General features: G+C 69.9%; 16 protein-coding genes. 8 read left to right on the plus strand and 8 right to left on the minus strand.

What is annotated here, in order from left to right; all coding sequences use genetic code 11:
• The first annotated feature begins 84 nt into the window (after nucleotides 1-84).
• Genes AB0F89_RS31445 through AB0F89_RS31455 form a run of 3 tightly spaced genes read left to right on the plus strand, consistent with a single transcriptional unit; the run spans nucleotide 85 to nucleotide 1,030 of the window.
• Nucleotides 85-333 carry a hypothetical protein gene (locus tag AB0F89_RS31445; protein ID WP_367129284.1) on the plus strand — a complete coding sequence of 83 codons (249 nt, stop codon included), beginning with the start codon at nucleotides 85-87 and terminating at the stop codon, nucleotides 331-333.
• Complete coding sequence (locus AB0F89_RS31450; RefSeq protein WP_367129285.1) at nucleotides 330-740, plus strand: dienelactone hydrolase family protein; 411 nt, start codon at nucleotides 330-332, stop codon at nucleotides 738-740. The genes AB0F89_RS31445 and AB0F89_RS31450 overlap by 4 nt, the downstream gene beginning before the upstream one ends.
• Nucleotides 710-1,030 carry a dienelactone hydrolase family protein gene (locus AB0F89_RS31455; RefSeq protein WP_367139061.1) on the plus strand — a complete coding sequence of 107 codons (321 nt, stop codon included), beginning with the start codon at nucleotides 710-712 and terminating at the stop codon, nucleotides 1,028-1,030. Before AB0F89_RS31450 ends, AB0F89_RS31455 begins: the two co-directional genes overlap by 31 nt.
• A 337-nt stretch (nucleotides 1,031-1,367) precedes the next feature.
• Here AB0F89_RS31455 and AB0F89_RS31460 read toward each other — a convergent pair whose 3' ends face one another.
• A complete protein-coding gene (locus tag AB0F89_RS31460; RefSeq protein ID WP_367129286.1) occupies nucleotides 1,368-2,081 on the minus strand; it encodes a hypothetical protein in 714 nt (237 codons plus the stop codon).
• Nucleotides 2,082-2,186: 105 nt separating this feature from the next.
• Nucleotides 2,187-10,808: a DNRLRE domain-containing protein gene (locus tag AB0F89_RS31465; protein ID WP_367129287.1), complete on the minus strand. Its 8,622-nt coding sequence runs from the start codon at nucleotides 10,806-10,808 to the stop codon at nucleotides 2,187-2,189.
• Nucleotides 10,809-11,252: 444 nt separating this feature from the next.
• On the opposite strand from AB0F89_RS31465, the gene AB0F89_RS31470 reads away from it, so the two are divergent.
• Nucleotides 11,253-11,636 carry a hypothetical protein gene (locus AB0F89_RS31470; RefSeq protein WP_367129288.1) on the plus strand — a complete coding sequence of 128 codons (384 nt, stop codon included), beginning with the start codon at nucleotides 11,253-11,255 and terminating at the stop codon, nucleotides 11,634-11,636.
• A gap of 163 nt (nucleotides 11,637-11,799) precedes the next feature.
• Here the strand turns inward: AB0F89_RS31470 and AB0F89_RS31475 are convergent, their stop codons facing one another.
• Entirely contained in the window at nucleotides 11,800-12,099 is a 300-nt protein-coding gene (locus AB0F89_RS31475) for a hypothetical protein (RefSeq protein WP_367129289.1), read from the minus strand.
• A gap of 423 nt (nucleotides 12,100-12,522) precedes the next feature.
• Between AB0F89_RS31475 and AB0F89_RS31480 the strand changes: the two genes are divergently transcribed.
• The gene (locus tag AB0F89_RS31480) at nucleotides 12,523-13,746 is read left to right on the plus strand and encodes a serine/threonine-protein kinase (RefSeq protein ID WP_367129290.1); all 1,224 of its coding nucleotides are present in this window, start codon (nucleotides 12,523-12,525) and stop codon (nucleotides 13,744-13,746) included.
• Between the two features lie 68 nt (nucleotides 13,747-13,814).
• On the opposite strand, the gene AB0F89_RS31485 is transcribed toward AB0F89_RS31480, so the two are convergent.
• A complete protein-coding gene (locus AB0F89_RS31485; protein ID WP_367129291.1) occupies nucleotides 13,815-14,051 on the minus strand; it encodes a hypothetical protein in 237 nt (78 codons plus the stop codon).
• Between the two features lie 226 nt (nucleotides 14,052-14,277).
• Between AB0F89_RS31485 and AB0F89_RS31490 the strand changes: the two genes are divergently transcribed.
• Nucleotides 14,278-15,720 carry an ATP-binding protein gene (locus AB0F89_RS31490; protein ID WP_367129292.1) on the plus strand — a complete coding sequence of 481 codons (1,443 nt, stop codon included), beginning with the start codon at nucleotides 14,278-14,280 and terminating at the stop codon, nucleotides 15,718-15,720.
• 395 nt (nucleotides 15,721-16,115) lie between these two features.
• Here the strand turns inward: AB0F89_RS31490 and AB0F89_RS31495 are convergent, their stop codons facing one another.
• From AB0F89_RS31495 to AB0F89_RS31505, 3 genes are read right to left on the minus strand one after another with little or no spacing between them, the layout of a single operon-like run.
• On the minus strand, nucleotides 16,116-17,108 hold the full coding sequence (locus AB0F89_RS31495) for a sporulation protein (protein WP_367129293.1): 993 nt from the start codon (nucleotides 17,106-17,108) through the stop codon (nucleotides 16,116-16,118).
• A gap of 36 nt (nucleotides 17,109-17,144) precedes the next feature.
• Nucleotides 17,145-18,188, minus strand: coding sequence for a hemolysin family protein (locus AB0F89_RS31500; protein ID WP_367129294.1), 1,044 nt, complete (start codon nucleotides 18,186-18,188; stop codon nucleotides 17,145-17,147).
• On the minus strand, nucleotides 18,185-19,480 hold the full coding sequence (locus AB0F89_RS31505; RefSeq protein ID WP_367129295.1) for a hemolysin family protein: 1,296 nt from the start codon (nucleotides 19,478-19,480) through the stop codon (nucleotides 18,185-18,187). The genes AB0F89_RS31500 and AB0F89_RS31505 overlap by 4 nt, the downstream gene beginning before the upstream one ends.
• Before the next feature lie 168 nt (nucleotides 19,481-19,648).
• Between AB0F89_RS31505 and AB0F89_RS31510 the strand changes: the two genes are divergently transcribed.
• Nucleotides 19,649-20,047, plus strand: a complete 399-nt coding sequence (locus tag AB0F89_RS31510; protein ID WP_367129296.1) for a MerR family transcriptional regulator — start codon at nucleotides 19,649-19,651, stop codon at nucleotides 20,045-20,047.
• A 185-nt stretch (nucleotides 20,048-20,232) separates the two neighbouring features.
• Complete coding sequence (locus tag AB0F89_RS31515) at nucleotides 20,233-21,621, plus strand: oxygenase MpaB family protein (RefSeq protein ID WP_367129297.1); 1,389 nt, start codon at nucleotides 20,233-20,235, stop codon at nucleotides 21,619-21,621.
• A gap of 18 nt (nucleotides 21,622-21,639) precedes the next feature.
• Here the strand turns inward: AB0F89_RS31515 and AB0F89_RS31520 are convergent, their stop codons facing one another.
• Nucleotides 21,640-22,452 carry a YhjD/YihY/BrkB family envelope integrity protein gene (locus tag AB0F89_RS31520; protein ID WP_367129298.1) on the minus strand — a complete coding sequence of 271 codons (813 nt, stop codon included), beginning with the start codon at nucleotides 22,450-22,452 and terminating at the stop codon, nucleotides 21,640-21,642.
• Nucleotides 22,453-22,457: the final 5 nt, after the last annotated feature.

Here is a 22,457-nt window from a genome sequence, read left to right on the forward strand (position 1 = left end):
GTGGTGTGTCGAGCCGGCGCGGCGGCGCGATGAACCGCCCACGTTCCGGCGGTCTGCGACGCCCTGGGAACGCTGACCTATGGCATGAACGTCTCGCTGGACGGTTACACGGTCGACGCGAACGGCGACCTCGGCTGGAGCACGCCGGACGACGAACTGCACCAGTACTGGAACGACCGGACCGGGCAGATCGCGCTGTCCCTGTACGGGCGCAAGCTGAACCCATCAACGAATGCAGACAAGCCGCTCGACCAGAGGAACACCCGCGCTGTTCTACCGGCCGCGAACCCTGCCCCCACCTGGCTCAACGATCACTACGGTCCAGTCCCATGACCACGATCACCACGCGCACGGTCCAGTACCCGGCCGATGGTCTGACGATGATCGGGCACCTCGCGCTCCCAGCTGGTACCGACCGCCGGCCCGCGGTGCTGCTCGGACCAGAGGGGCCAGGGCTGAGCGACGTCGAGCGTCGCCGGGCCGACGCGCTCGCCGAACTGGGATACGTGGCACTGGCCTTCGACCTCCACGGCGGGCGCTATTTGAGCGACCCCGAGGAGATGCCGGCCCGTTGCCTGCCGCTGCTCGACAGCCCTGACCGGATGCGGGGCATCGGCCACGCGGCGCTGGACGTGCTGCGCGCCGAACCGCCGTCGGCTACGGCACCGGAGGCGCCATCGGGCTGGAACTCGGGCGCGACGGCGTCAACCTGCGCGCCATCGGGACCGTCAACGCACTGACCACGGGCCGACCGGGTGAGGCGGCGCGCATTCGCTGCCCGATGTGGGCCGGGGTCGGCTCGGAAGACCCGATCACGCCGCCCGCTCAGCGGGACGCCTTCACCGCCGAGATGCAAGCCGCAGGCGTCGACTGGCGCCTCGTGGTCTACGGCGGCGCCTTGCACGCCTTCCACCACCCGCCGGTCGACCACCCAGTGGTCCCTGGCGTCGGCTACCACCCACGACACGCGCAGCGAGCCTGGCGCGATGTCCTCGACCTGCTCGCCGAGTGCCTGCCCGTGGCGGAGTGATCTGGCCAGTCCAAGCTCAAGCCCCCGCTGACCGCCGCGATCCCTGGGCCCCACTACCACGGCGAGCGGGGAGGGCTGCGGCTCGCCGGGAATCCACTTCGGCCGCCATGCCCTCCGCACGGCCTGCCCGACAGGCCGAGTGCCGCCGAACGCGTGCGGCTGAAGACGACGGCCTACGACCACGAGACTAAGCGAGTACCACCCAGGAGTTGGGACTGCATCTGAACACCGTGCGCTGCTGGCATCAAGCGGTCGACCTCGCCGCCAGGATCCAGGTCCGGCATCACCCTGCCTCGATCACTTCTGTTCAGAGCCCTCTGCCGATCCTCTCGCGGTCTCAATCGACCAGGCGGGTCCATGAAAAGCCCGGGACGGGCTCCCTCGGACTGTTCACCCACGCCCACATAGCATCCGCCACCTGCTCTCGGGTCATCGGAGCGGCGCGATAGTGCTGCTCCGGCGCACCATCGCGGTACTCCAAGACCATGTGGTCACCACTGAACGCGGCCTGCACGTACCGGTCCTGCCCACCCAAGTCCAGAGTGAGGAATCCATGCCGTTCGATCACATCGACGGCTGCTCTGATCGATGAAGGGGTCGCCGCGAGGAAGGCTTTGCCCCGGTCGGTCTCCGCCGCTATGAACGCCGGCCCGCGAGCAGGCTCCGCCACAGCCGCCGCGATCGCCGCCGCCCGCCTCAGCGGATGACGAGTCCTGCGCTTCGCCATCGTGGCCACTGCGAGATCCACCGCCGCCACCAGCGCGCGTGCGACAAAGTCCCGCAGTTCATCAGCGGCCATCACGGGGACTGCCACTTGGACGATCTGGGAACGTTCCTTCGCCGACCACGACCCCGTGCGAATACCGGTGTAGTCGATCCCCACGACCGGCCCCGGCACGTCGAACATCACGTTGACCGACGCCTCGAGTTCCGCGTCACCGATCGCATAGCTGTCCTCCTGGCGAGTGACGGCCACAGACAGCTGGCGTGTCTGCTCGGCTGCCGCCCTGGAGGTTTCACTCAGGCCACCGACCCTGGTGCCGACGGTCAACGACCGCCTGCGGTCACCGAGGGACGGTGCCCGTTCACTTTCGGACATGTCGCGGCTCGCCTTTCCTGACAAGGGCCTCGTCCCGTAGAGCCGGCCTCTGAAACCTCACCCTCTCCGCGTCCCGGCATAGGACTCACGGTTGCGGGGCCCGGGATACCGCTGGACGAGCGCCCGTTCCAAGGCTGCCATCCTAGCCCGCGTGCCGCTCTTGTGGACCACCATCGTGATGCCCTGCAACTCCTTCTTGGTATAGCGGTTGAGCGGGTTCGTCTCGCTGGTGATACCCCACTTGAGCCGCTGCCCGGTCGCATCGTCGACCAGCTCGTAGAGATAGGTGAGGCGATTGCTGTTCAGCGAGTTGCCGTGGCCGCTGTTCTTGGCAGCGGCAGGCGGCTTGTTCGGGTTCGGGGCGAACCGGCCGCTGCCAGGATCGCGCATCGCGTTGTTGGGACCGGGAACACTACTCCCGCAGTTGTGCACCAAGACGTCGACGTCGCTAGTAGCCACGTAGTAGGTGTGGATGCTGTCGACGGTGAGGTTGTGCACCCGCTGGTGTGCCGTACGGCTCTGAACAGCCGAGACCTGCACGTAGGTTCCCGCCGACGTGCGCAACCAGTTGCCCGCGTGCAGGTCCTCGGCGTCGACCCAGCGGTGTAGCTCCTGCACCCAGAACGGGTGCGCATCGGTGGCGACGATCGTGGAGCCGTCCTCGACGGTGATCTCCACCAGGTGTTTGACGCCCTCACCTTCGATCAGCCTGCTGACCGGTTTCGCCTGGCTGCTACCGGCCTCCGGGTCGGTCGCCCAGACCAGGTCGCCGACCTCGATCTCGCTGATCGCCCGGTAGCTGCCGTCCCCCATGAGCACCAGGGTCTCCGGTGTGAAGCTATTGCCGATGTCGCAGGCTTTACCCGAAGGCTGCACCTTGATGGGGGAGGGTTCAGGTGCGGGTCGCGGGTTGGCCGGTGCCGGGTCGGTTGCGCGGGTGCCGCCGGATGGTGTGGCACCAGTGCCCGTCTTGGCCCCGGCTCCGGATGCGTCGGTGCCGGTCTTGGTGGCTGCGGCAGCTACGTCGTCGGAGGCCTTCACCGCGCCGGAGACTGCGTCGGCGCCCTTGATGGCGAGTTTGGCGCCGGTGGCGGCGTAGCCGGCGAAGGGGATGGCGGAGGCTGCGGAGAGGGCGGCGTTGAGGTAGTCGCCTTCGGCGGCGTACCAGGCGGCGTTGGCCAGGTCGGCGACCTCGCCGACGACCGGGACCAGGCCGACGACGTCGAGGGCCAGGTGGCCGATGTCGGAGAAGCTCATGCCGAACAGGTGGCCGTCGATCTCGATGCCGGAGATCGGGTTGCCGCCCGCGAAGGCGTAGCGGTTCATGGTGAACGGGTCGGTGCCCAGCGACAGGTCGGACAGGGCGCCGTTGTACATGTCACGCGTGAGGAAGCGGTTGAGCTGGGGGTCGTAGTCGCGGGCGCCCATGTCGTAGTCGCCGGTGGCCGAGTCCAGGCGCTTGGCGTTGAAGCGGTAGGTGTTGTACGGCTTCTTGTCCGGATTGGCGGAGTCGGGCTTGTCGACGCCGGTATAGAGCTGGGTGTCGTCCCTGCCGTAGGCGGTGTAGCCGTAGGTGGCCCGCGCCTTGCCGTCCTGCTTGGTGAGCACTTCGACGTCGGTGTGGGCGTTGTAGGAGTAGTACGAGTACTCCTTGGTCCCGTCGTGCTTGACCATGCCCAGGCGCTCGTTCCACGGCCCGAACGTGTAGGTCTTCTTCAGCGCGCCGCCGATCTCCTCGGCGGCCACCTCGTTGGACAGGCCCAAGAAGGAGAAGACGGTGGTCTCCTCGCCCGAGCCGCCGGCCTTCTCGGTGCGCGAGGTGGTGCGGTCGTAGGGGTCGTAGGTGTACTTGGTGGTCTCGGTGGAGTTGTCCGGCTTGAGCTGCCGGTGGGAGGCGACGCGGTCGAACCCGTCGTAGGCGTACTTCTCCAAGACCTTCCCGGCCGAGGTGACGGTGTCCAGCCGCCCCAGCGGGTCGTAGTTGTAGGTCGACGTCGACCCGCCGCTGGTGCTGGAGGTCAGCCGGTTGCGGTCGTAGGTGGAGTCGGTGGTCTTGCCCTCGATCGTCTCCTGGGTGACGTTGCCGTTGGCGTCGTGGACGTAGGTCTCGGTCTCCTGGACCTCGCCACCGGCCGCGGAACGGGTCAGCTCGGCGATCCGGTCGCGCGGGTCGTAGGTGAAGTCGTAGACGTGGTCGAGGTGGGCGGAGTTGTCGTCGGCGTTCATCCGCTTCGCGGCGTCGCGCGTGCGGTGGCCGTTGGGGCTGTACTCCAGGTGGTGCTCGGCGACGAGCGCGCCCGCGGAGGTCTTCTCGACCTGGTCCTTGACCTGGCCGTCGAGGTAGTAGGCGTAGTCGACGACGTTGCCGTTGCCGCGGGTCTCCTTCGCGATCTCGCCGCGCTTGGTGTAGCCGAACGTGGTGACCTTGGCCGCGTCCCCCGCCTCGGTGTTGGTGACCTTGCTGACCAGGTCGCGCGGGTCGTACTCGAAGGTGGCGCTCTGCCGGTCGTGGGTGCGGGTCAGCGGGTTGCCGATGGGGTCGTAGGTGAAGGAGGTGGTGCCGCGCACGGCGCCCGCCAGCTTCTCCTCCACCTTGGCCAGTCGGGCGAGGCCGTCGTAGGCCATCGCGTAGGTGTCGACCCGCGCCCCCGAACCGCTGTCGGTCAACGAGGTCAGGTTGCCGTCGGCGTCGTAGGCGTAGGCGAAGGTCTTCTGCTCGGTGTCGGTGTCACCGCTGTTGTCGCGCACGAGTCGCACGGAGTCGGCGACCACGGTGCCGTTGGCGGCGTTGGTGAGCACGACCTTGTGGGTGTTGCCCTCGGTGAACGTGTAGCTGCCCAGGCTCACCCACTCGCCGACGCGCGTCTTCTGGTCCACGGTGACGGTCGTGGCGCCGCCGGCGTGGTGGACGGTATAGGGCGCGTTGGTGGCGGTGCCCGCCGCGTAGCGGACCGACACCTCGTAGGTGCCGTTGGCCGCGACGACCGGTGTCCAGGTGAACGTGGACGTCCCGGAGCCGGCGGTCGCGGTGCGGTAGTCGAAGCCCTGGTAGCCGGCGCCCGTGCCCGAGGTGGTCCAGGCGCCTGCCGTGGAGGTGGCGGTGTCGGAGTTGTCCACCAGTGCGACGTGCTTGCCGACCGGCACCCCGTCGTCGGCCTTGGTGCGCGGCTTGCCGTCCGGGAAGTACGTGTTGACGATCGTGCGGTTCACCGAGTCGCCCGCGCTGCTGAGCGTCGCCTTGGTCTGGCCGCCCAGCGCGTCGTACTCGTAGCGGGTGGTGATGTCCCAGGCATCGGTGGAGCTGCGGACCAGGCCGTTGTCGTAGTGGGTGTACTTGGCGACGTTGCGGACGGTCTGCGTGCCGGACGGCGGGGCGCTGGTCTCCACCAGGTTGCCGACCGCGTCGTAGCTGCTGATGATCTTGTCGGGTGTGTTGTGCCGGGAGTCGTCCCGGTCGTACGGGAGGATTTCCTCGCGCACCCGGTTGAGCTGGTCGTAGGTGGTCTGCCGGACGAAGTCGTCGGGGTCGTCGGCGGTCTCGACCCCTCGCGGGGTGATCTCGCGGGTCCGGTTGCCGACCTCGTCGTACTCGTAGCGGGTGATCCGGCTGATCGGGGTGGCGCCGTCGAGCTTGTGCGGCGCCTTGATCTCGACGGGCTTGGCGCGCTCGTCGAACCGGATCTCGACCCGGTTGCCGTCCTGGTCGGTGTTGGCCACGGCGTTGCCGTCGCGGTCGTACTCGTTGCGCAGGACGTGCCCGGCCGCGTCGGTCTCGGTGAGCACCTTGCCGTTGAGGTCGTAGGTGTACTTCGTGGTGAAGTCGGCCGGGTCCGCGGTCGCGTTCTTGCGCGGGTCCGCGACGGTGACGGGGTTGCCCACGCTGTCGTAGGTGACGGTGGCGCGTCCACCCAGGGCATCGACCGCCGCGACGACCTGGTAGATGTCGTCGTGCTCGTAGCGGGTGGTGTGGTCGTCGGGGTCGGTCGGGGTCAGGTTGCCCAGCGGGGAGGTCTCGCTGAGCACGTTGCCGACCTTGTCGTAGGTGAACGACGCGGTGCGGGCGGGCCCGGTCGGGTCGTCCTTGGGCATGGACGCACTGGTCACCTGGTCCAGCGCGTCGTAGACGGCCGTGGTCACCGCGCCGTTGGGCGAGGTCTCGGTGGTCACGTTGTCGTTGGCGTCGTAGACCGGGGCGGGGGTGACGATGAAGTCACCGGCGGCGGCGTCCTTCGGGACGCGCGACTCCAGCGGTCTGCCGAAGACGTCGTAGGTCTGCGTCGTCGTCTTGTTGCGGGCGTCGGTGACCGAGGTGACGTTGCCGCGCACGTCGTACGCCGTGGTGGTGACGTTGTTCAGCGCGTCCTTGCTCGTGCGGGGGTAGCCGACCGGGTCGTAGTCGGAGTACGTCGTCGGGTTGCCGTTGGCGTCGGTGGCGTTGAGCAGCTGGCCGTGCTGGTCGTAGGTGTAGGTGGTCTCGTAGTCGCCCGCCGTCGCCGTCGAAGTGCCCTTGGGGTCGGTGACCGAGGTCAGGTTGCCCTTGGGGTCGTAGGCGAAGGTCCATCGACGACCCTCGGGACTGGTCTTCGAGGTGAGGTCGGCGGTGTAGCCGTTCAGCCCGAACTGGTACCCGAGGGCGCCCGCCGGGGTGTTGTTCTTGTTCGCCTCCGGGTCCCGGACCGAGGTCGGGACACCGGTCTTCCGGTCGTAGGTCCACGTCGTCAGGGCCCCGTTGGGCGCCTTGGCGGCTACGACGTTGTTGTCGTCGTCCCAGGTCAGCTCGGTTGTCTCGTTCTTGGCGTTGACGACCTTCGTCGGACGGCCGTAGCCGTCCATCGTGTACTTGGTCGTCTTGTCCTGGGCGTCGACCGTGGTGGCCTCGATGGTCGAACCCGCCGTGCCGTCGGGGTCGACGTAGGAGAAGGTGGACACCCCGCGACCGCGGTCGGTGATCGTCCGGACCTTCCACTTGTCCTTGGGGTCGACCGGGGCGGTGTAGTAGGACAGGTCCGTGGCGTTGCCGCGCGGATCGGTGATCTTGACCAGCTTGACGTTCTTGTTGCCCTGGGTGGCGTCGTAGGCGAACCGGAACGTCTTGGCCTTCGCGTCACCGGCGCCGTCGACCAGTTCCTCCAGCAGGCCCTTGTCGCTGTAGGTCAGCGCCAGGGTCCGGCCGGAGATGTCCTTGATCGTCTCGACCTGGTCGATGATCTTCGGGTTGGTGAGGTTGGTCCCGGTCTTGCGGACGCCGTTCTCGTAGTAGGCGTAGTTCTGGCCCTTCTCGTAGTAGTCCAGGGCCAGGGTGCGCCGTGCGGTGGGGTCGGTGATGTAGGTCAGGAACTTGCGCGGCTGGTTGTTGGACTTGCGCTCGGTGTAGGTGAACTGGAGCTCGTTGGCGTTCTTGTCCCGGATCGCGGTCAGCCAACCGCCCTCGTCGAACAGGAACTCCGTGCGGTCGGGCCGGGTCATCTTCCAGCGGCGTGACTGGTCCGCCGCGCCGTCGCGCTGCAGGAACAGGTGCACGCCCGCGGGGCGGTCGTAGGTCCAGCGCGCGGGGTCGGTGCTGCCGTTCTTGTTCAGCTCGAAGGTGTGGCTGGTGCCGTCGCCGTCGGTCAGCGTGGTGGTGGTCGGGTAGTCCTGTCCCTTGGGGTGCAGGTCCAGCGGCGTGCCCAGGCGCATGATGCTGGACGCGGCCAGCGACCAGCCCTGCCCCATCGACGTCGAGGCGGTGTCGACGCTGTTGTAGGTCATCCGCACGAACGTCGCCAGGCCGCGGCCGGGGTTGCTGAACGGGTCGTGGTTCCACACCACGTTGCCCGCGTAGGGGTTGACCTTCAGCCCGGAACCGTTGCCCGTGCCGGTGCCGATGTACTGGTAGAACTTCTCCAGGCCCAGCTGGTCGGAGGTCGGGTCCTCCACCGTCACGTTCTGCGGCATCGCGGGCAGGTTCCCGGTCTGCGACAACCACTGACCGGTAGTGCGGTCGAGCAGGTCCCAGTGCAGGACGTACTGCTCGCGCTTGTTGCCGGAATCGCTCTGGATGGGAGTCTTGACCTTGGCCTGCACGGTGACCGACGCGCCGGGGGCGACATCGGCGGGCAACGCGGTCTCCAAGCGGTTGCCGCCGGTCGTGACGTCGGTTCCGTCCGGCAGGGTCCAGCGGTAGGACAGCACCTGGTCGGCCGAGCGCCACGGCGTGGTCGTGGTGTTGGCCAGGGTGACCGGGAAGGTGTACTCGTCGCCGGGCACCATCCGGGTGGCCGGGGTGTCGGCGGTGTAGTAGGTCAGCTCGGGTGTGGGCGCGGTGTAGGTGACCACGAGCTTGGGCCGCAGCTGCGGTTCGACGGCCTCGCCGGACAGGAAGATCGCGCGCTGCGTCGGGCCGCTCGACGTTTCGTTGCGCAGCTTGACCAGCACGCCGTTGTTCGACGCCCGGTTGCCGATCCAGCCCTGCACGGTGCCGGTCGCGTCCCAGATGTGCCACTTCGGGTCGTTCGTGATCGTCGGGACGTTGTCGAACGCGGGCCCGACGTCACCGCCGGGTGTGGTCCACGCGGTCGCGGTGGACGCGCGTTGCCAGGTCGCCTGCCCCTCGACGAACGGCTTGGTCAACGGGTGCGCGTCGAAGGCCGCGCCGGTGCCCACCGTGGTGGTGGTCCACATCTCGACCTCGGCGTCGAGGATGCGCGCCGTGTCGGGGATGTCGGTCAGGTCGCCGAAGTCCAGGATGGACCTGGTGGTGCCGAAGCTGCTGCTCTCCTTGCCGACGAGCTGCCAGGCCTGCCCGTTGGGGCTGTTGAGGTTCGCGGTCGGCTGCGCGCTGGACAGCGTGGTGTCGGGATGCGCGTCGGCCGTGAGGTTCTGGTAGAGCTTGACGATCCGTCCGGCCTTCGGGAGCCGGACCAGCTCGGTGGTGGACGGCACGAGCTGCCCGTCACGCGTCTTCACCACGATCATGTAGTAGTAGGCCGCACCGAACGGGTCCGGCGAGTCCGCAGCCGTGGGTTTGGCCGTGGTGTCGGCGAACCTGGTCGTTCCCGGCGCCAGCGGGGCCACCAACGTCCACGGTGACGGCGTGAACGTCTGGAACACCGTGCGGTGGACCTGGTACTCGACCAGGTCGTCGGCCGGGTTGGCCGGGTCGGGGTCCACGTACGGGGACCAGGACAGCTCGGCGCCGGTGGCGTGGATCGTGGTCGGCGCGTCCAGGACCGCGCTCGGCCGGCCGTAGACCAGCACCAGCTTCGGCGAGTTGGCGGTCTCGCCGTTGTAGGCGTACTCGGCGGCCTCGTAGCGCAGACCGCCCAGCTGCGGGGCCTCGTTCTTCGCCTTGAGCATGAAGCCGTGGTTGGTGGTGGCGCCGGTCAGCCACGACTGCACGATGTCGCGCACGTCGAACGAGTGCCAGGCGCTGGACACGGTGGCGGGCTTGGTCTGGGTGCCCGTGGCGGCCTCCGCGAAGGCCGCGTTCATCGAGTTCCACGTCGCGGTGGCCTCGTTCCACGCTGAGGTGACCCGCCGTGCCTCGATCTCCACCGCCTTGCCGACGGGGTCGAAGTCCTGGTCGTAGTACATCTTCAGCTGGGCGGAGCTCAGCGTCGCGCCGGACGGGACGCTGCCGAGCCCGAACCGGACCAGGCTGCGGTACGCGGTGGTCGTGGTGGCGTTGGTCGTGCCGGTGGACAGCCGCCAGTTGCCGTCGAAGTTCGACGTCGGCAGGTCCTGGGCGATCATCACGTCCTGCGACTGCGTGACGGTCGGCTGGATCGTGATCGTCGGGTCGATCACCACCGGGTACTCGCGCTCCGGCGCGGCCAGCCAGTCGCGGTCCGCGCGGACGGTGATGGTCGTCTTGGCGCCCTGCTGCTCGACGGTCTGGGTGACCTTGTCGCTCCACGCCTTGCCGTACGGCGACGCGCCGTCGTCACGGCTGTCGTGCATGAACGGCCTGGGCATCACGAACAGCGGCGTGCCCTCGGCATCGGGCCCGGGGTAGAAACCGATCGACCCGTCCGACTCGGCCTTCGCCGTGACCCCGCCCGCCTGGAGGGTGAAGCGGTAGACCGCCTCGTCCGGCGCCTCGTCCAGGACGATCTTCTCCTTGAGCGAGTCGCCGACCTGGTAGACCAGATCGGCGCCCTCGAAGGCGTCCGGGTAGACGACCGTGTTGCGCTCCACTTTCGGCGTCAACGACTTCTGGCCGACGTCGACGCCCAGCACGATGTGCTTGCCACCGTGCTCGAAGCGCACCAGCTTGTCCGACTTGTCCCCGAAGGAGCTGCGGAAGGCGTTGCGGTCGTTGCCGAACCGGAAGCCGTCACGGCCGTCCGGCCGGATCGCGGTGTCGACCGCCTGCCACCGGCCCTCGGCGTCGCGGTAGTGCTCCGGACGAGCGGACACCTCGGCCTCGAACTGGCCGTCCACCCGCTGGAAGACCCTGGCGGTCTCCGACCGCAGCTCCGCGACCTCCCGGACGCGCTCGGCCGGGTCACGTGGCGGCGCGGCCTCGACCCGGGGCTCCGCCGCCTCCACCTCGGCCGACGCCGACGCCGACGCCGACGCCGACGGGGTGAGCAGACCGTCCAGCCAGGCCAACGCCCGCTCCACCCCGGGCCACTCGCCGGAGAAGTACGGCGGACCGACCGGAAGTCCCACGAACACCAACGCGGTCAGGATGACCACGATGGACAGTTTTCCGGGCAGCCCAAAACGCCGCGATCCCCGCATTATTCCCCCCACGGTTGGCACGACCCGAAGTGGATCGCTTCCCCGATCGACGCAAGTCCACCGGAGTCAACCGGAGTGATCTTTCGACAACAATCTGCCGATCAGGTGACCACGGCACTGAATACCCACCCACAGTTGACCGCCCCGCACGGGGGCAATACCAATGGAGCAATGCGATCAACAAAGCACTGACGACAGTGGGTATTTCCCTCAACCTGGAATAGGCGAGAACGAATCACCTTCACCGGAAGCGGTCACAACAAGGACCACCGCTCCACGCGGAGCGGTAACGTGTTGCCGACTCACGCCCACCACGGACACCCGAGCAGAGCCTCGGGCACGACGAGACGGGGAATCATGCGACGAATAGGACAAAAATCATTCGCGGTAGCCGCGCTCATGGCGCTGTTCACCGCACCAATGGCGAGCCCGGCGAACGCCGACACCAACCCGTACACACCCGAAGAGGTGTGCGGCACCGGTTACCGGGTGATCGATTCCCGACCGGCCACCTGGAACGGCAAGGCCTACGGCGGCGTCTACTTGATGTACAAGTCAGGCGGGTACAACTGCGTGGCGACGATCAAGTGGACCGCCATCGGCACCCCGACGGACACGATGGCCGGGTTGTACCGGGACTCCGAGAACTCCAGCCTGAACCTCATCGACCAGGGCGACTACAAGTACTACGCCGTGGTCCGCGGATACGCGCCGCACTGCATCAAGTACGCCGGCTGGACCGGCGCGGCAGTCGCGACGAGCGGATGGGGGTGGTGCTCATAAGCCGGTCTTGAGCCAAGCTGCGCGTGCTACGGAACGAGAACGCAGCCTGTCGTCGGCGGGCTGTTGTCGACAGAACCGGAGTTCCGGAATCTTCGCGACCTGCGGCTGCTCGTTCGACTGCACCCAGACCTCCACCGACCAGACCCGGCAGGAGCGCTCTGGGTCACGGGTGCGGCGGGTCCAGGACGACCGCGTGCTTGGGCAGCACGCCGGGCACACCGTTCCCGTGACCGGTCACCCAGGCCTCCCCGAGGCCACCGGCCCGAGCGAGCACGCCGGCCAGCACTCCGACGACCGCCACCGCGCCACCCGCCACCGCCAAACCAAGACGCCCCGAAACCAGGCACACCAGCCCGAGCACCACGAGCACACCGCTCGCCCACACGCCCCACCGCCACCGCGCGCGCCTGCGCTCCGTCGCCGCGACGCTGTGCACGGTGAACGTCAACTCACGCGCGCACACGACGCACCGAAGCCGGTGCCGCACGACCGGTTCTCCGCCCGCTGGACGCTGCACCTCCCACGGCACGGCACCCTGGTACTCGAACGAGGCCTCCCCCGGTGAGCTGCGCGCCCAGAAGTTCACCCGATGACGCACCACGGCACGATGACTACTGGCTGGCTTCACCGGCACGCCCCCACCCCCTCCACTGCGCACCCACGCACAAACGAGCCGACGGTACCGGTCGAGGGCACCGGTTCGGGCAGCCGAGCCGGGCCGATGTCCACGGCTTTCCCCGCCCGCCGGGGTCGGATGGGCTCACGTCCTGGTCGGCCCAGGCGGCTCCTCGCTGTTACGACCACGACACGAGCCTTCCCTCGACTGTTTCGCGTCGCCGCAACTGGGCACTCGGAAGCATCGGGTCGGGTGATGAAGGGTGCTGCGGTGTCACTGACGGTGAACGGCAGCCTGGTGGCGGGTCGCTACCGGGTGCTGGAGTCGGTGGGTGTCGGCGGGATGGCCGAGGTCTACCGCGCCGAGGACGTGGTGCTGGGGCGTGAGGTGGCGGTCAAGGTGTTCCGGCCCGGTTGGGACGACACGGCCAGGCACCGGTTCGAGGCGGAGGTCCGCACGCTGGCCGGGCTGTCGCACCCCGGGCTGGTCCCGGTCCACGACGCGGGCACCGGCGGCGACACCCCGTTCCTGGTGATGCGACTGGTCGAGGGGCGCACCCTGCGCGACGAGATCGCCGACGGGCCGTTGCCGGTGTGGCGGGTGCGGCGGTTGGGGGCGGAGTTGGCCGAGGCCCTGGCCTACGTGCACGACAGGGGCGTGGTGCACCGCGACGTCAAGCCGGCCAACATCCTGCTCGACACCCGTGGCAAGCCCTACCTGGCGGACTTCGGCCTGGCCCACCTGCCCGGCACGACCCGGCTGACCCGCACCGACCAGCTGGTCGGCACGGCCGGCTACCTCGCCCCCGAACAGGTCCGCGGCGCGGGCGTCGACCACCCCGCCGACGTCTACGCCCTCGGCCTGGTCCTGCTGGAGTGCGTCACCGGCCACCGCGAGTACCCCGGCAGCGAGGTGGAGGCGGCCGTCGCCCGCCTGCACCGCTCCCCCGCGATCCCCGAGCACCTGCCGGTCGACCTGGCGAGCCTGCTGTCGTCGATGACCGCAACCGACCCCGATCAACGGCCGACCGCCGCCGACTGCGCCCGCGCCCTGCAGCGCACTCCGGTCGACAACACCGCCCCGGTTCCGGTCGGCGTCGCAGAGGCCGTTCCGGTGGAGGCGACATCCCCGACGCGGGTGCCGCGCAAGGCGCTCCTGGCCTCGGCCGCGGCGCTGTTGGGCGCGATCAGCATCGCGTGGGCGATCGCCCCGGGGGCTCGACCGGTGAACTCGGCACCGACCTCCAGCAGTTCCACGACCGCCACGTCCTCCAGCACAACGGCCCCCGTCCCCACCACGCCACCACAGGCTGCGACACCGGTGACGGCACCGGCCGAATCGCCCTCCACCCGGATCGATACCGCCACCCCCGTTCCGGCCGTGCCGGAGGTGGCGGAGGTGGCGGAGGAACGAATCGCCCAAGTCCCGGCTGCGGAACCGGGTGCGAAGAAGCAGAAGGACAAGCCGAAGCCGCCAGGTAAGGGCAAGAAGTAGAAGTCCTGGAGTGCCGGATCCGCAGCTGGGAATTCTTGTCCCGACAGCGACGAGGCGATGGCCCGCGGTCAGGACAGCGAGGCCAGGATCAGCCGCACGCCGAAGTCCAACCGCTCGGCGAACGCGTCCGGCACCAGGTGGTGGGCGGTTCGGTGCAGTGCCGGGTGCAGGTCGGGCACCAGGGCGTCGGCCAGTCGGGCCCCGTCACCGCGGGCGGCGGCTTGTTCCTCCTGGACCAGGCCCAGCGTGAGGTAGGTCAGCGTCCACGCCGCCCAGGCCGGGCGTTCCTCACGGCGCTGCTGCACCGACTCCCCGGTCGATGCGCTTCGTCGGCTCCGACCGCTGGTGCGCCGGGCGGTACTTCGGTGGCACCGGGACCTCCTCGCCCGCCGCCACGCTGCCAGGTCCCGCTCCAGGCGGCCCGGTCGCCCAGGACCATCCGCTCGATCCGTGGCCGGCTATCGGCACTCCACAGCCGCTTCCCGATTTGTGTAGATGCAATCTACGTAGATCCTCTCTACACTAATGTTCATGTCGGGTTTCGTGGGAAGACAGGCCGAGCTGCGCCTCTTGCGCAAGCGCCTCGACCGGGTGATCGCCTCCCGGGAAGGCGCCGCGATCGCCATCCGCGGCCGGCGGCAGGTGGGCAAGTCCCGGCTGGTCCAGGAGTTCTGCGACCGGGCCGACGTTCCCTACATCTACTTCGCCGCCACCAAAGGCGCGTCCTCGGTCGAGTCGATCACCGCCTTCCTCGCTGAACTCGCCGACTCGTCCCTGGCCGCCGGACAGGTCGATCCGCCCACTGGCGTCACCGGCGGATGGCCCGACGCGTTCCGCGTCCTGGGCGCGACACTGCCGGACACCCCGGCGGTCGTGGTGCTGGACGAGTTGCCGTGGTTGGCCGAACAGGACGAGGTCTTCGACGGCGCGTTGCAGACCGCGTGGGACCGGCTGTGGTCGCGGCGCCCGGTGTTGCTGGTGCTGCTGGGCAGCGACCTGCACATGATGGAGCGCCTCACCGCCTACGACCGCCCCTTCTACGGACGTGCGGACAACCTCGTGCTCGGACCGCTCAACCCCGCCGAGACCGGCCACGCCCTCGGCCTGGACGCGGCGGACGCCATCGACGCCCACCTCGTCACCGGCGGACTGCCCGGCATCATCCGCAGCTGGCCCCACGCCATGCCACCGGCCGACTTCCTGCGCGGGGAATGCGACGACCCGGCGGCACCGCTGTTCGGCGTGCCGGAGTCCTCCTTGCTGGCCGAGTTCCCCTCACCCGACCAGGCCCACCGCGTCGTGGAATCGATCGGCGGCGACAACCGCACCCACGCCAACATCGCAGCCACCGCCGGAAGCAACCAGGGACACATCCCCTCCGGGACGCTGTCGCCACTGCTGCGCCGACTCACCGAGGAGAAACGGGTCCTGGCGGTGGACCACCCGCTCTCCACCAAGCCCGGCAAACCGGCCCTCTACCGGATCGCCGACAGCAACCTGCGCTTCTACCTGCCCATCGGACGCGCCGTCCAGGAACAAGCCCGCCGCGGACGCCCACACATCGGCGCCCGCTTCCTGCAACGCCAGTGGACCAGCTGGCGCGGACGCGCCGTCGAACCACTCATCCGCGAAGCACTCGAACTCGCCGGCCAGGCCGGCGAACTGCCCTGGCCCGACACCGCCGCGGTAGGCGGCTGGTGGAACCGGCAGCACAACCCCGAGGTCGACCTCGTCGGAGCCGACCACTCCCCCATCGCCGGCCGCATCGACTTCGCCGGGTCGATCAAGTGGATCGGCAGCGCCTTCGACCGGCACGACCTCGAAACGCTCCGCCACTCCGCCAACCACGTCCCGGGCTACGAAACAGGCCGCTCCGGACTGGCCGTCGTATCCCTGTCCGGCACCGACATCGACACCGACGACGCCGACCTCGCATGGGGACCGGAAGAGATCCTGGACTGCTGGAAGGCCTGAAACAGCCGACATTTCGGCAGGCACAGGGTCGCCGCCCGCAGCCTGCTCCGGCACCCGCGCGACATCGCCGGGAACGGGCGCACTGGTATGGGCTGACAGCGGCCACACCGGCCCGCTCCTCGGCCGGGGCCGCAAGTCCCTCGGCCTGGCGGTGGAGATCGTCAGCTCGGAACCGGCTGCTCAGGGCTCGATCAGGCCGCAGTGGTGCAGCGGCACGGAAATCACTCTGGAAGGGCCGCTCTGACGACGCCGGCTCCCGCGGTCACAAGAGTGGCGCGGGAGCCGGGGTGGAGCGGCGCGCGGACGGGGGTGGGCCGCCCGCCGCGCCGGTCCCCTGGGAGGTCAGCGGATGTGCCCGAGTCGGTGCGACTGCGGGCACTCGCAGGGTTGGCGGGTCACTCCTCGAAGGCGAAGTCCTCGCCACCGCCGTCATCGCCCTCGAACGCGTCGTCGAGGACTTCACCGAGGACCATGCCGCCGACCACGCCGGCCGCCGCGCCCGCGACGACACCGCCCATGCCGGGACCGCGGTGATGTCCGTGGTGGCCGTGGTGGTCGTAACCGTGGTTCCCGTAGCCCGGCTGGCCGTAGCCGGGCTGGCCGTAAGCGGCGTGGCCGCCTCGTTGGGCGATCTGCGCCATCCACTGGTTGATCGCACCGGCCCAGTCGGTGCGCATCGCGTCGGCGTGGGTGACGTGGAAGCGGCCGAAGGCGTCGGAGCCGGAGGAGAACAGGCCGCCGCGCTTGTCCGCTTCCAGCACCACGACCAGTTCGTGCGGGTTGGTCACGAAGGTCAGCTCGACCTGGTTGACCGCACCCGCGTACTGGCCGGGCGGGAAGAACTCGATCTCCTGGTAGAAGCCCAGTTCCTGGTTGACGCCGTGGATCCGGCCGGCCTCGACATCCGCGCTGCGGAACTGGAACCCGAGCTGCCCGAACGCCTCCAGCACCCGGTCCTGGGACGGCAGCGGTCCGACCAGCACCGGGTCCAGGTCGCCCTTGTCGGGCGCGCCGGAGATCACCAGCTCGGTCCGCACGCCAACGGTCATGCCGGGCAGCGGCTGCCCGCCCACCGCGGTGATCGGGGTCTCCCACGGGATCGGCAGCTGGAACGGCACCGTCACCGGCTGTCCGGCCGTCACGCGCACGCCCTGCGCGACGGAGGCGCGCAGGAACTCCGACACGCCGCCGTACTCGTGGTCGCCGTGCTCGACCTCGACGCGGGTGACCAGCGACAGCACGATCTGGTCGATGTGGGCGTCGTTGCTGCCGCCCTGGATGCGGACCTGGCCGGTGATCACCTGGCCGGGCTGGGCGTGCGGGGTGTCCAGGACGGTGTCGACGGACGGGCCGCCGACGCCGAAGGCGCTGAGCATCCGTTTGAACATCGGGTTTCTTCCTCCGGAGGGGGGTGAGCGGACAGGTCAGGTGGTGCGCAGCAGGGGGTCGGTCTCGTCCTCGAACTCGCCGATCAGCTCTTCCAGCAGGTCCTCCAGGGCGGCCAGGCCCACCACCCGGTCATCGGTGTCGGCGACCAGGGCGAGCTGGGAGCGCTCGGCGCGCATCTCGGTCACCGCGGCGGCCACGGGCAGCGACGCCGCCAGCACCAACGGGGCGGTCATCAGCTCGCGCGCGGTGTCGTCGCGCCTCTGGGAGGTCGCGCGGACCGCCTCGCGGATGTGGACCAGGCCGACGAAGCGGCCGTGGGCGCCGAGCACCGGGAACCGGGAGCGGCCCGATTCGAGGCTGCGGCGTTCGATCGACCGCGCGGTGGTGTGCTCGGTGACGCTGACGGCCTGCTCGATGGGCAGCATGACCTGGGCCAGGGTGGTGTTCTGCACCTGGAGCATCCGCGTGAGCAACCGCTGCTGGCCCTCGGGGATCAGGCCGTGCTCGCCGGACTGGCGCACGAGCATCCGCAGGTCGTCCGGGCGGTGGGCTTGGGCGAGCTCGTCCTGGGGTTGGACCTTCAGCGCGCGCAGCAGGGCGTTGGTCAGGCCGTTGAGACCGGTCAGCACCCAGCGCACGGTGTGGGCGAAACCCCGGAACGGGATGGCCAGCAGCCGGGCCGAGCGCTCCGGGTGGGTGATCGCCCACGACTTCGGGGCCATCTCGCCGAGCACCATGTGCAGGAACACCACCAGCACCAGGCTGATCGTGAACGCGATCGCGTAGGCCACCGCGTCGGGCAGCCACGCGCCCAGCAGCGGGTCGAGCAGGTCGGCCAGGGCGGGCTTGGCCAGCGCGCCCAGGCCCAGGGTGCACAGCGTGATGCCCAACTGCGCGCCGGCGAGCATCAGCGACAGCTCGCGCACGCCCGCGATCGCGGCACGCGCGGCGCGGCTGGTCTCGGCGTCGGCCTCCAGCCGGTGCCGCTTGGCGGCGATCAGCGCGAACTCCGCGGCCACGAAGAAGGCGTTGGCCACCAGCAGCACCAGCGAGACGAGCAATGCCCAGGTGGTGCTCATCGGACTTCCTCCCGCTGCCTGGGCACGTCGCTGAGCACGACGCCGGCCGGCACGTTGCGGGCGACCTCGGTGACCCTGATCGACACGCCGTCCACGGTCACCTCGTCGCCCACGCGGGCGGTGCGGCCCAGCTGGTGCAGCACCAGTCCGGAGATGGTGTCGTAGCTGTCGTCGGCGGGCAGCTCCACGCCGGTGGCCGCCGTGATCTCGTCCACGCGCATCCGACCGGGAACCCGCCAGGCGCCCTCGCCCGCCGGTTCGATCGCAGCTTGGACGAGGTCGTCCTCGTCGTGGATCTCGCCGACCAGCTCCTCGGCCAGGTCCTCCAGCGACACCACGCCGGCGAACCCGCCGAACTCGTCCACCACGCAGGCCAGCTGGCGGTGCTCGGAACGCAGTCGTTCCAGCACGACGGGCAGCGGCAGCGTGGCCGGCACCATCAGCGTGGGAGAGGCGATGTCGCCGATCGCCGTGCTGTCGCGCTGCTCGGGCGTCACGCTCAGCACCTCGGCCAGGCCGACCACACCGCGCACGTCGTCCCGGTCCTCACCGGTGACGGGGAAGCGGGAGTGGCCGGTGTCCAGCAGCTCCACCACTCGGGAGACCGGTTCGTCGGCGCGCACGGTGTGCACGGCCACGCGCGGGGTCATGGCCTGCTCGGCCACCAGCTCCCGGAACCCCAGGCCGCGGTCCAGCAGCCGCGACAGCTCCGGGTCCAGGTGCCCCTCGGTGCCGGCGTCGTCGATGATCTGCTTGAGGTCTTCCGGCGTGGCCCCCTGGGGCAGCTCCTCCACCGGCTCGATCCCCACCGCCCGCAGCAGCTTGTTGGCCGCCGCGTCGAACAACCGGATCACCGGGCCGGCGACCTTGAGGTAGGCCAGGGTCGAGGAGGCCAGGGCCGTGGCCAGGGCCTCGGGCTTGGCGATGGCCAGGTTCTTGGGGAACAGCTCGCCCAGCACCATCTGCACCACGGTCGCGAAGACCAGGGCGACGACCATGGACAGCGACACCGCCGCCGTCGGCGGCAGCCCGGTCAGGCCCACCACCCCGGCCAGGCCGGTGCCCAGCAGCGGCTCGGCCACGTAGCCGACCAGCAGCGCGGTCACCGTGATGCCGAACTGGGCGCCGGAGAGCATGAACGACAACCGCTGGGTCACGCGCAGCGCCCGCTCGGCGGCCTTGTCGCCCGCTTCGGCCATCTGCGTCAACCGGCCCCGGTCCACCGCCATGTAGGCGAATTCCTGGGCCACGAAGTACCCCGTGGCCACGGTGAGGGCCACGATCGCGAGCAAACCGGACAGGATCAACACGGCGCGCCCGCCGCGGATCCGCAACCGGAGAACAGCCGGGCCTGGCCCGGCCGACTACTGCAACCGTCTGGGTCAGTCTCATCAGGCATACTTCACACTAACACGTGCGACTGTAGGGTTGACGGTGAGTGTTCGACGAGAGGGGCGAGAGTGACCGAGGTCCTGCTCAAGATCGGCGAACTGGCCGCCAGGGCGGGGGTCAGCCCCCGCACCGTCGACTACTACACCAGCCTCGGACTGATCTCCCCCGCCAAGCGCACCGCCGGCAACTACCGCCTCTACCACCCCGCCGACGTCGACCGCATCCACCTCGTCCAACGCCTGGAGGTCCAGGGAGTTCCCCTGGAGGAGATCGCCACCGCGCTGAGCACCAGACAGGCCGACGTCGCCGCCATCCTCGACCTGATCACCACCGACCTGCGCACCCTCCAAGCCGCGGCCGAGAACGCCTCCCCCGAGGTCCACGGCCTGCTCGCCGCGATCGCCGCCCGGGCCCACTCGCTGATCACCGTCGCCTTGCAGATCCCGCCCGACCTGCTCCTGCCCTGACCGGTCTCCACGACGTCGGTCGAGGTACTGACAGCCACACCGCGGGCTTGGAGAACACCGACACGGCACCGTGCCGTCGACCGCCTGATCAGGTGATCAGGCGGCGAGGATCTTCCCGAACGGCCCGCGCCCCCTCATCATGTCCCGGAGCGTGAGGATCGTGCCGGTCCGGGCTGGGAGGTCGCGTGTCGGAGCAGGCCCAGCACGCCGTCGTGGACGAGGACGAACTCGGCGTCGGCTCCGCCTCGTGGAGGTACCTGGGCAAGTGGCGGCTGCTGCTGGTGGCCCACCGGACGCTGGTCCTGCAAGGCGCCCACCCGGCCGTCGGCGCCGCGATCAGCCAGTTCTCCGTCTACTCGGCCCGACCGTGGCGGCGGCTGCTGCACACCCTCGACAGCCTGCAGCTCTACATCTACGGCACGCAGGCCCAGCGCGATCGGGAGATCACCCGCCTGGAGCGGTTGCACCGGCGGATGCGGGGCGTCGACGAGCGGGGCAGGCCGTTCACCGCGTCGGACCCGGCCGCCAGGATGTGGGTCCACCTGACCCTGTTCGACTCCATGCTCACGGTGCACCGCCTGGGCGGCGACCCGCTGCCCCGCGTCGAAGCCGAGCGCCTCTACGCCGAGTGGCGCGCGCTCGGGCACAGGTTCGGCATCACCGACGCCGACCTGCCCGCCACGCTCGACGACTTCACCGCCTACTTCGACCGCGTCGTGGACGAGGTCCTGGAGGACAACGCGGCCGTCCGCGACCTGCTGTTCGGCAGCATCCACCAGGCTCCCCCGCCGCCCGGGGTGCGAATCCCCCGGGCGCTCTGGGCACCGCTGTGGCGCGCGGTCACCACCGCCGCGGTGCAGGCGACGGTGACCACCCTGCCGGCGGCGCTGCGGCGCAAGTGGGGCCTCACCGCCCTGCCCGGTTTCGACCTGGTGGTGCTCGGCCTGCACCACGCGATCAGGGTGGTCCTGGACGCGCTGCCGGAGCCGTGGCGCTACATGCCCTACGCCGCGGCCTCCATCAGGGCGGTGCGCAACGCGCCGCGGCTCGACACCCCGATGGACCCGGCGATGTTCTTCACCACAGTCCTCGACCAGACCGGCGAGGGCCAGGTCCGGTGGAACGACCTGCTCGCCATGGCCCGCGAGCTGTCCGTGCACCTGGACCTCGACGAGGCCGACGAGAACGAGGTCCACGCCGCCTTCGAGTCCTGGTGGGACCAGCTCCGCGACGCCACGGGCGGCGCGGACGCCATCACCTTCACGCAGTACCAAGCGGCCGTCACCGAGGGCCGCTACCCCGGCGACACCGCCACCACCCGCGGCGTCGACGACGTGGTCGACGTGATCTGCCGCCTCATCGACCGCGACGGCAACGGCAGGATCCCGGAGGAGGAGTACGCCCGGCTGTTCTCCGACAGCCCCAAGCGCCACGAGATCATCGCGGACCTCCGCGCGCTCGACCGCAACGGCGACGGCCTCCTCGACATCCGCGAGCTGGCGGTCGCCCTGCACGACTTCTTGGCCGGTCGCCACGACTTCGCCGTCGCACGCGAACTGCTCGGCCGTGTCTGACCGCCGAGCCGGGGCGCGTCACCGCCGCCCCGACCTGACGGCGTGCGAGCTCAACAGCACCCGGTAGGCCAGCAGCAGGATGATGTGCAGCAGGTACAGCCACAGGCCCAGGGCGCCCACCACGCCCACCGGTTCCAGGCCGGCGAACGGGAACGACCAGTCCACCGGGATGGCCAGGAACAGCAGGAACCCGTGCAGGAACCCGGTCAGCACCGCGCCCGCGCAGAACCCGCCGACGACGGCGGTCGCGCGCGGCAGCAGGTTCGGGCCGGTGGCCAGGAACACCAGGCAGAGCGCCACCGACAGGGCGATCCAGTCCACGTGGAACGACACCACGACGCCCCACACCGCCGACCAGCCGCCGGCCCGGTAGTCGGCGGCGACCGACGGCGCGAGCGCCAGCGGCGCGGCCAGCAGCAGGGGCGCGGCCAGCAGAACGGGGATGAACCCGATCCGGCCCAGCCACCCCGTCTTCGCCCCGGACGGCTCGCCCGCGATCTGGAGCAGTCCGCGCCGCAGCCCTTCGCCGTACAGGCTGGCGGGCAGCAGCGTGGACAGCAGCACGGGCCAGGACGCGCCCAGCGCGGCGTCGGCCAGCGTCCGCAGCGCGGGCCCCGGCCGCTGCGCGTCGGGCAGCGCACCGCCCAGCAACCGCGCGCCGTCGACTACCAGAGCCGGCCCGAAGAGCACGGCGGCGCCGCGCAGCGCCAGCAGCAGCACCGGCACCACCGCCAGCGCGGCGAAGAAGGTGATGCCGGCCGCCCACAGCGCCAGGTCGCGTCCGCGCAGGGCTGCCAGGGCGTGCCGCAGCACCGCACGGGCCGTTCGCATGGTCG

Origin of the sequence: Saccharothrix sp. HUAS TT1 (assembly GCF_040744945.1) — a bacterium.
Taxonomy (GTDB): domain Bacteria; phylum Actinomycetota; class Actinomycetes; order Mycobacteriales; family Pseudonocardiaceae; genus Actinosynnema.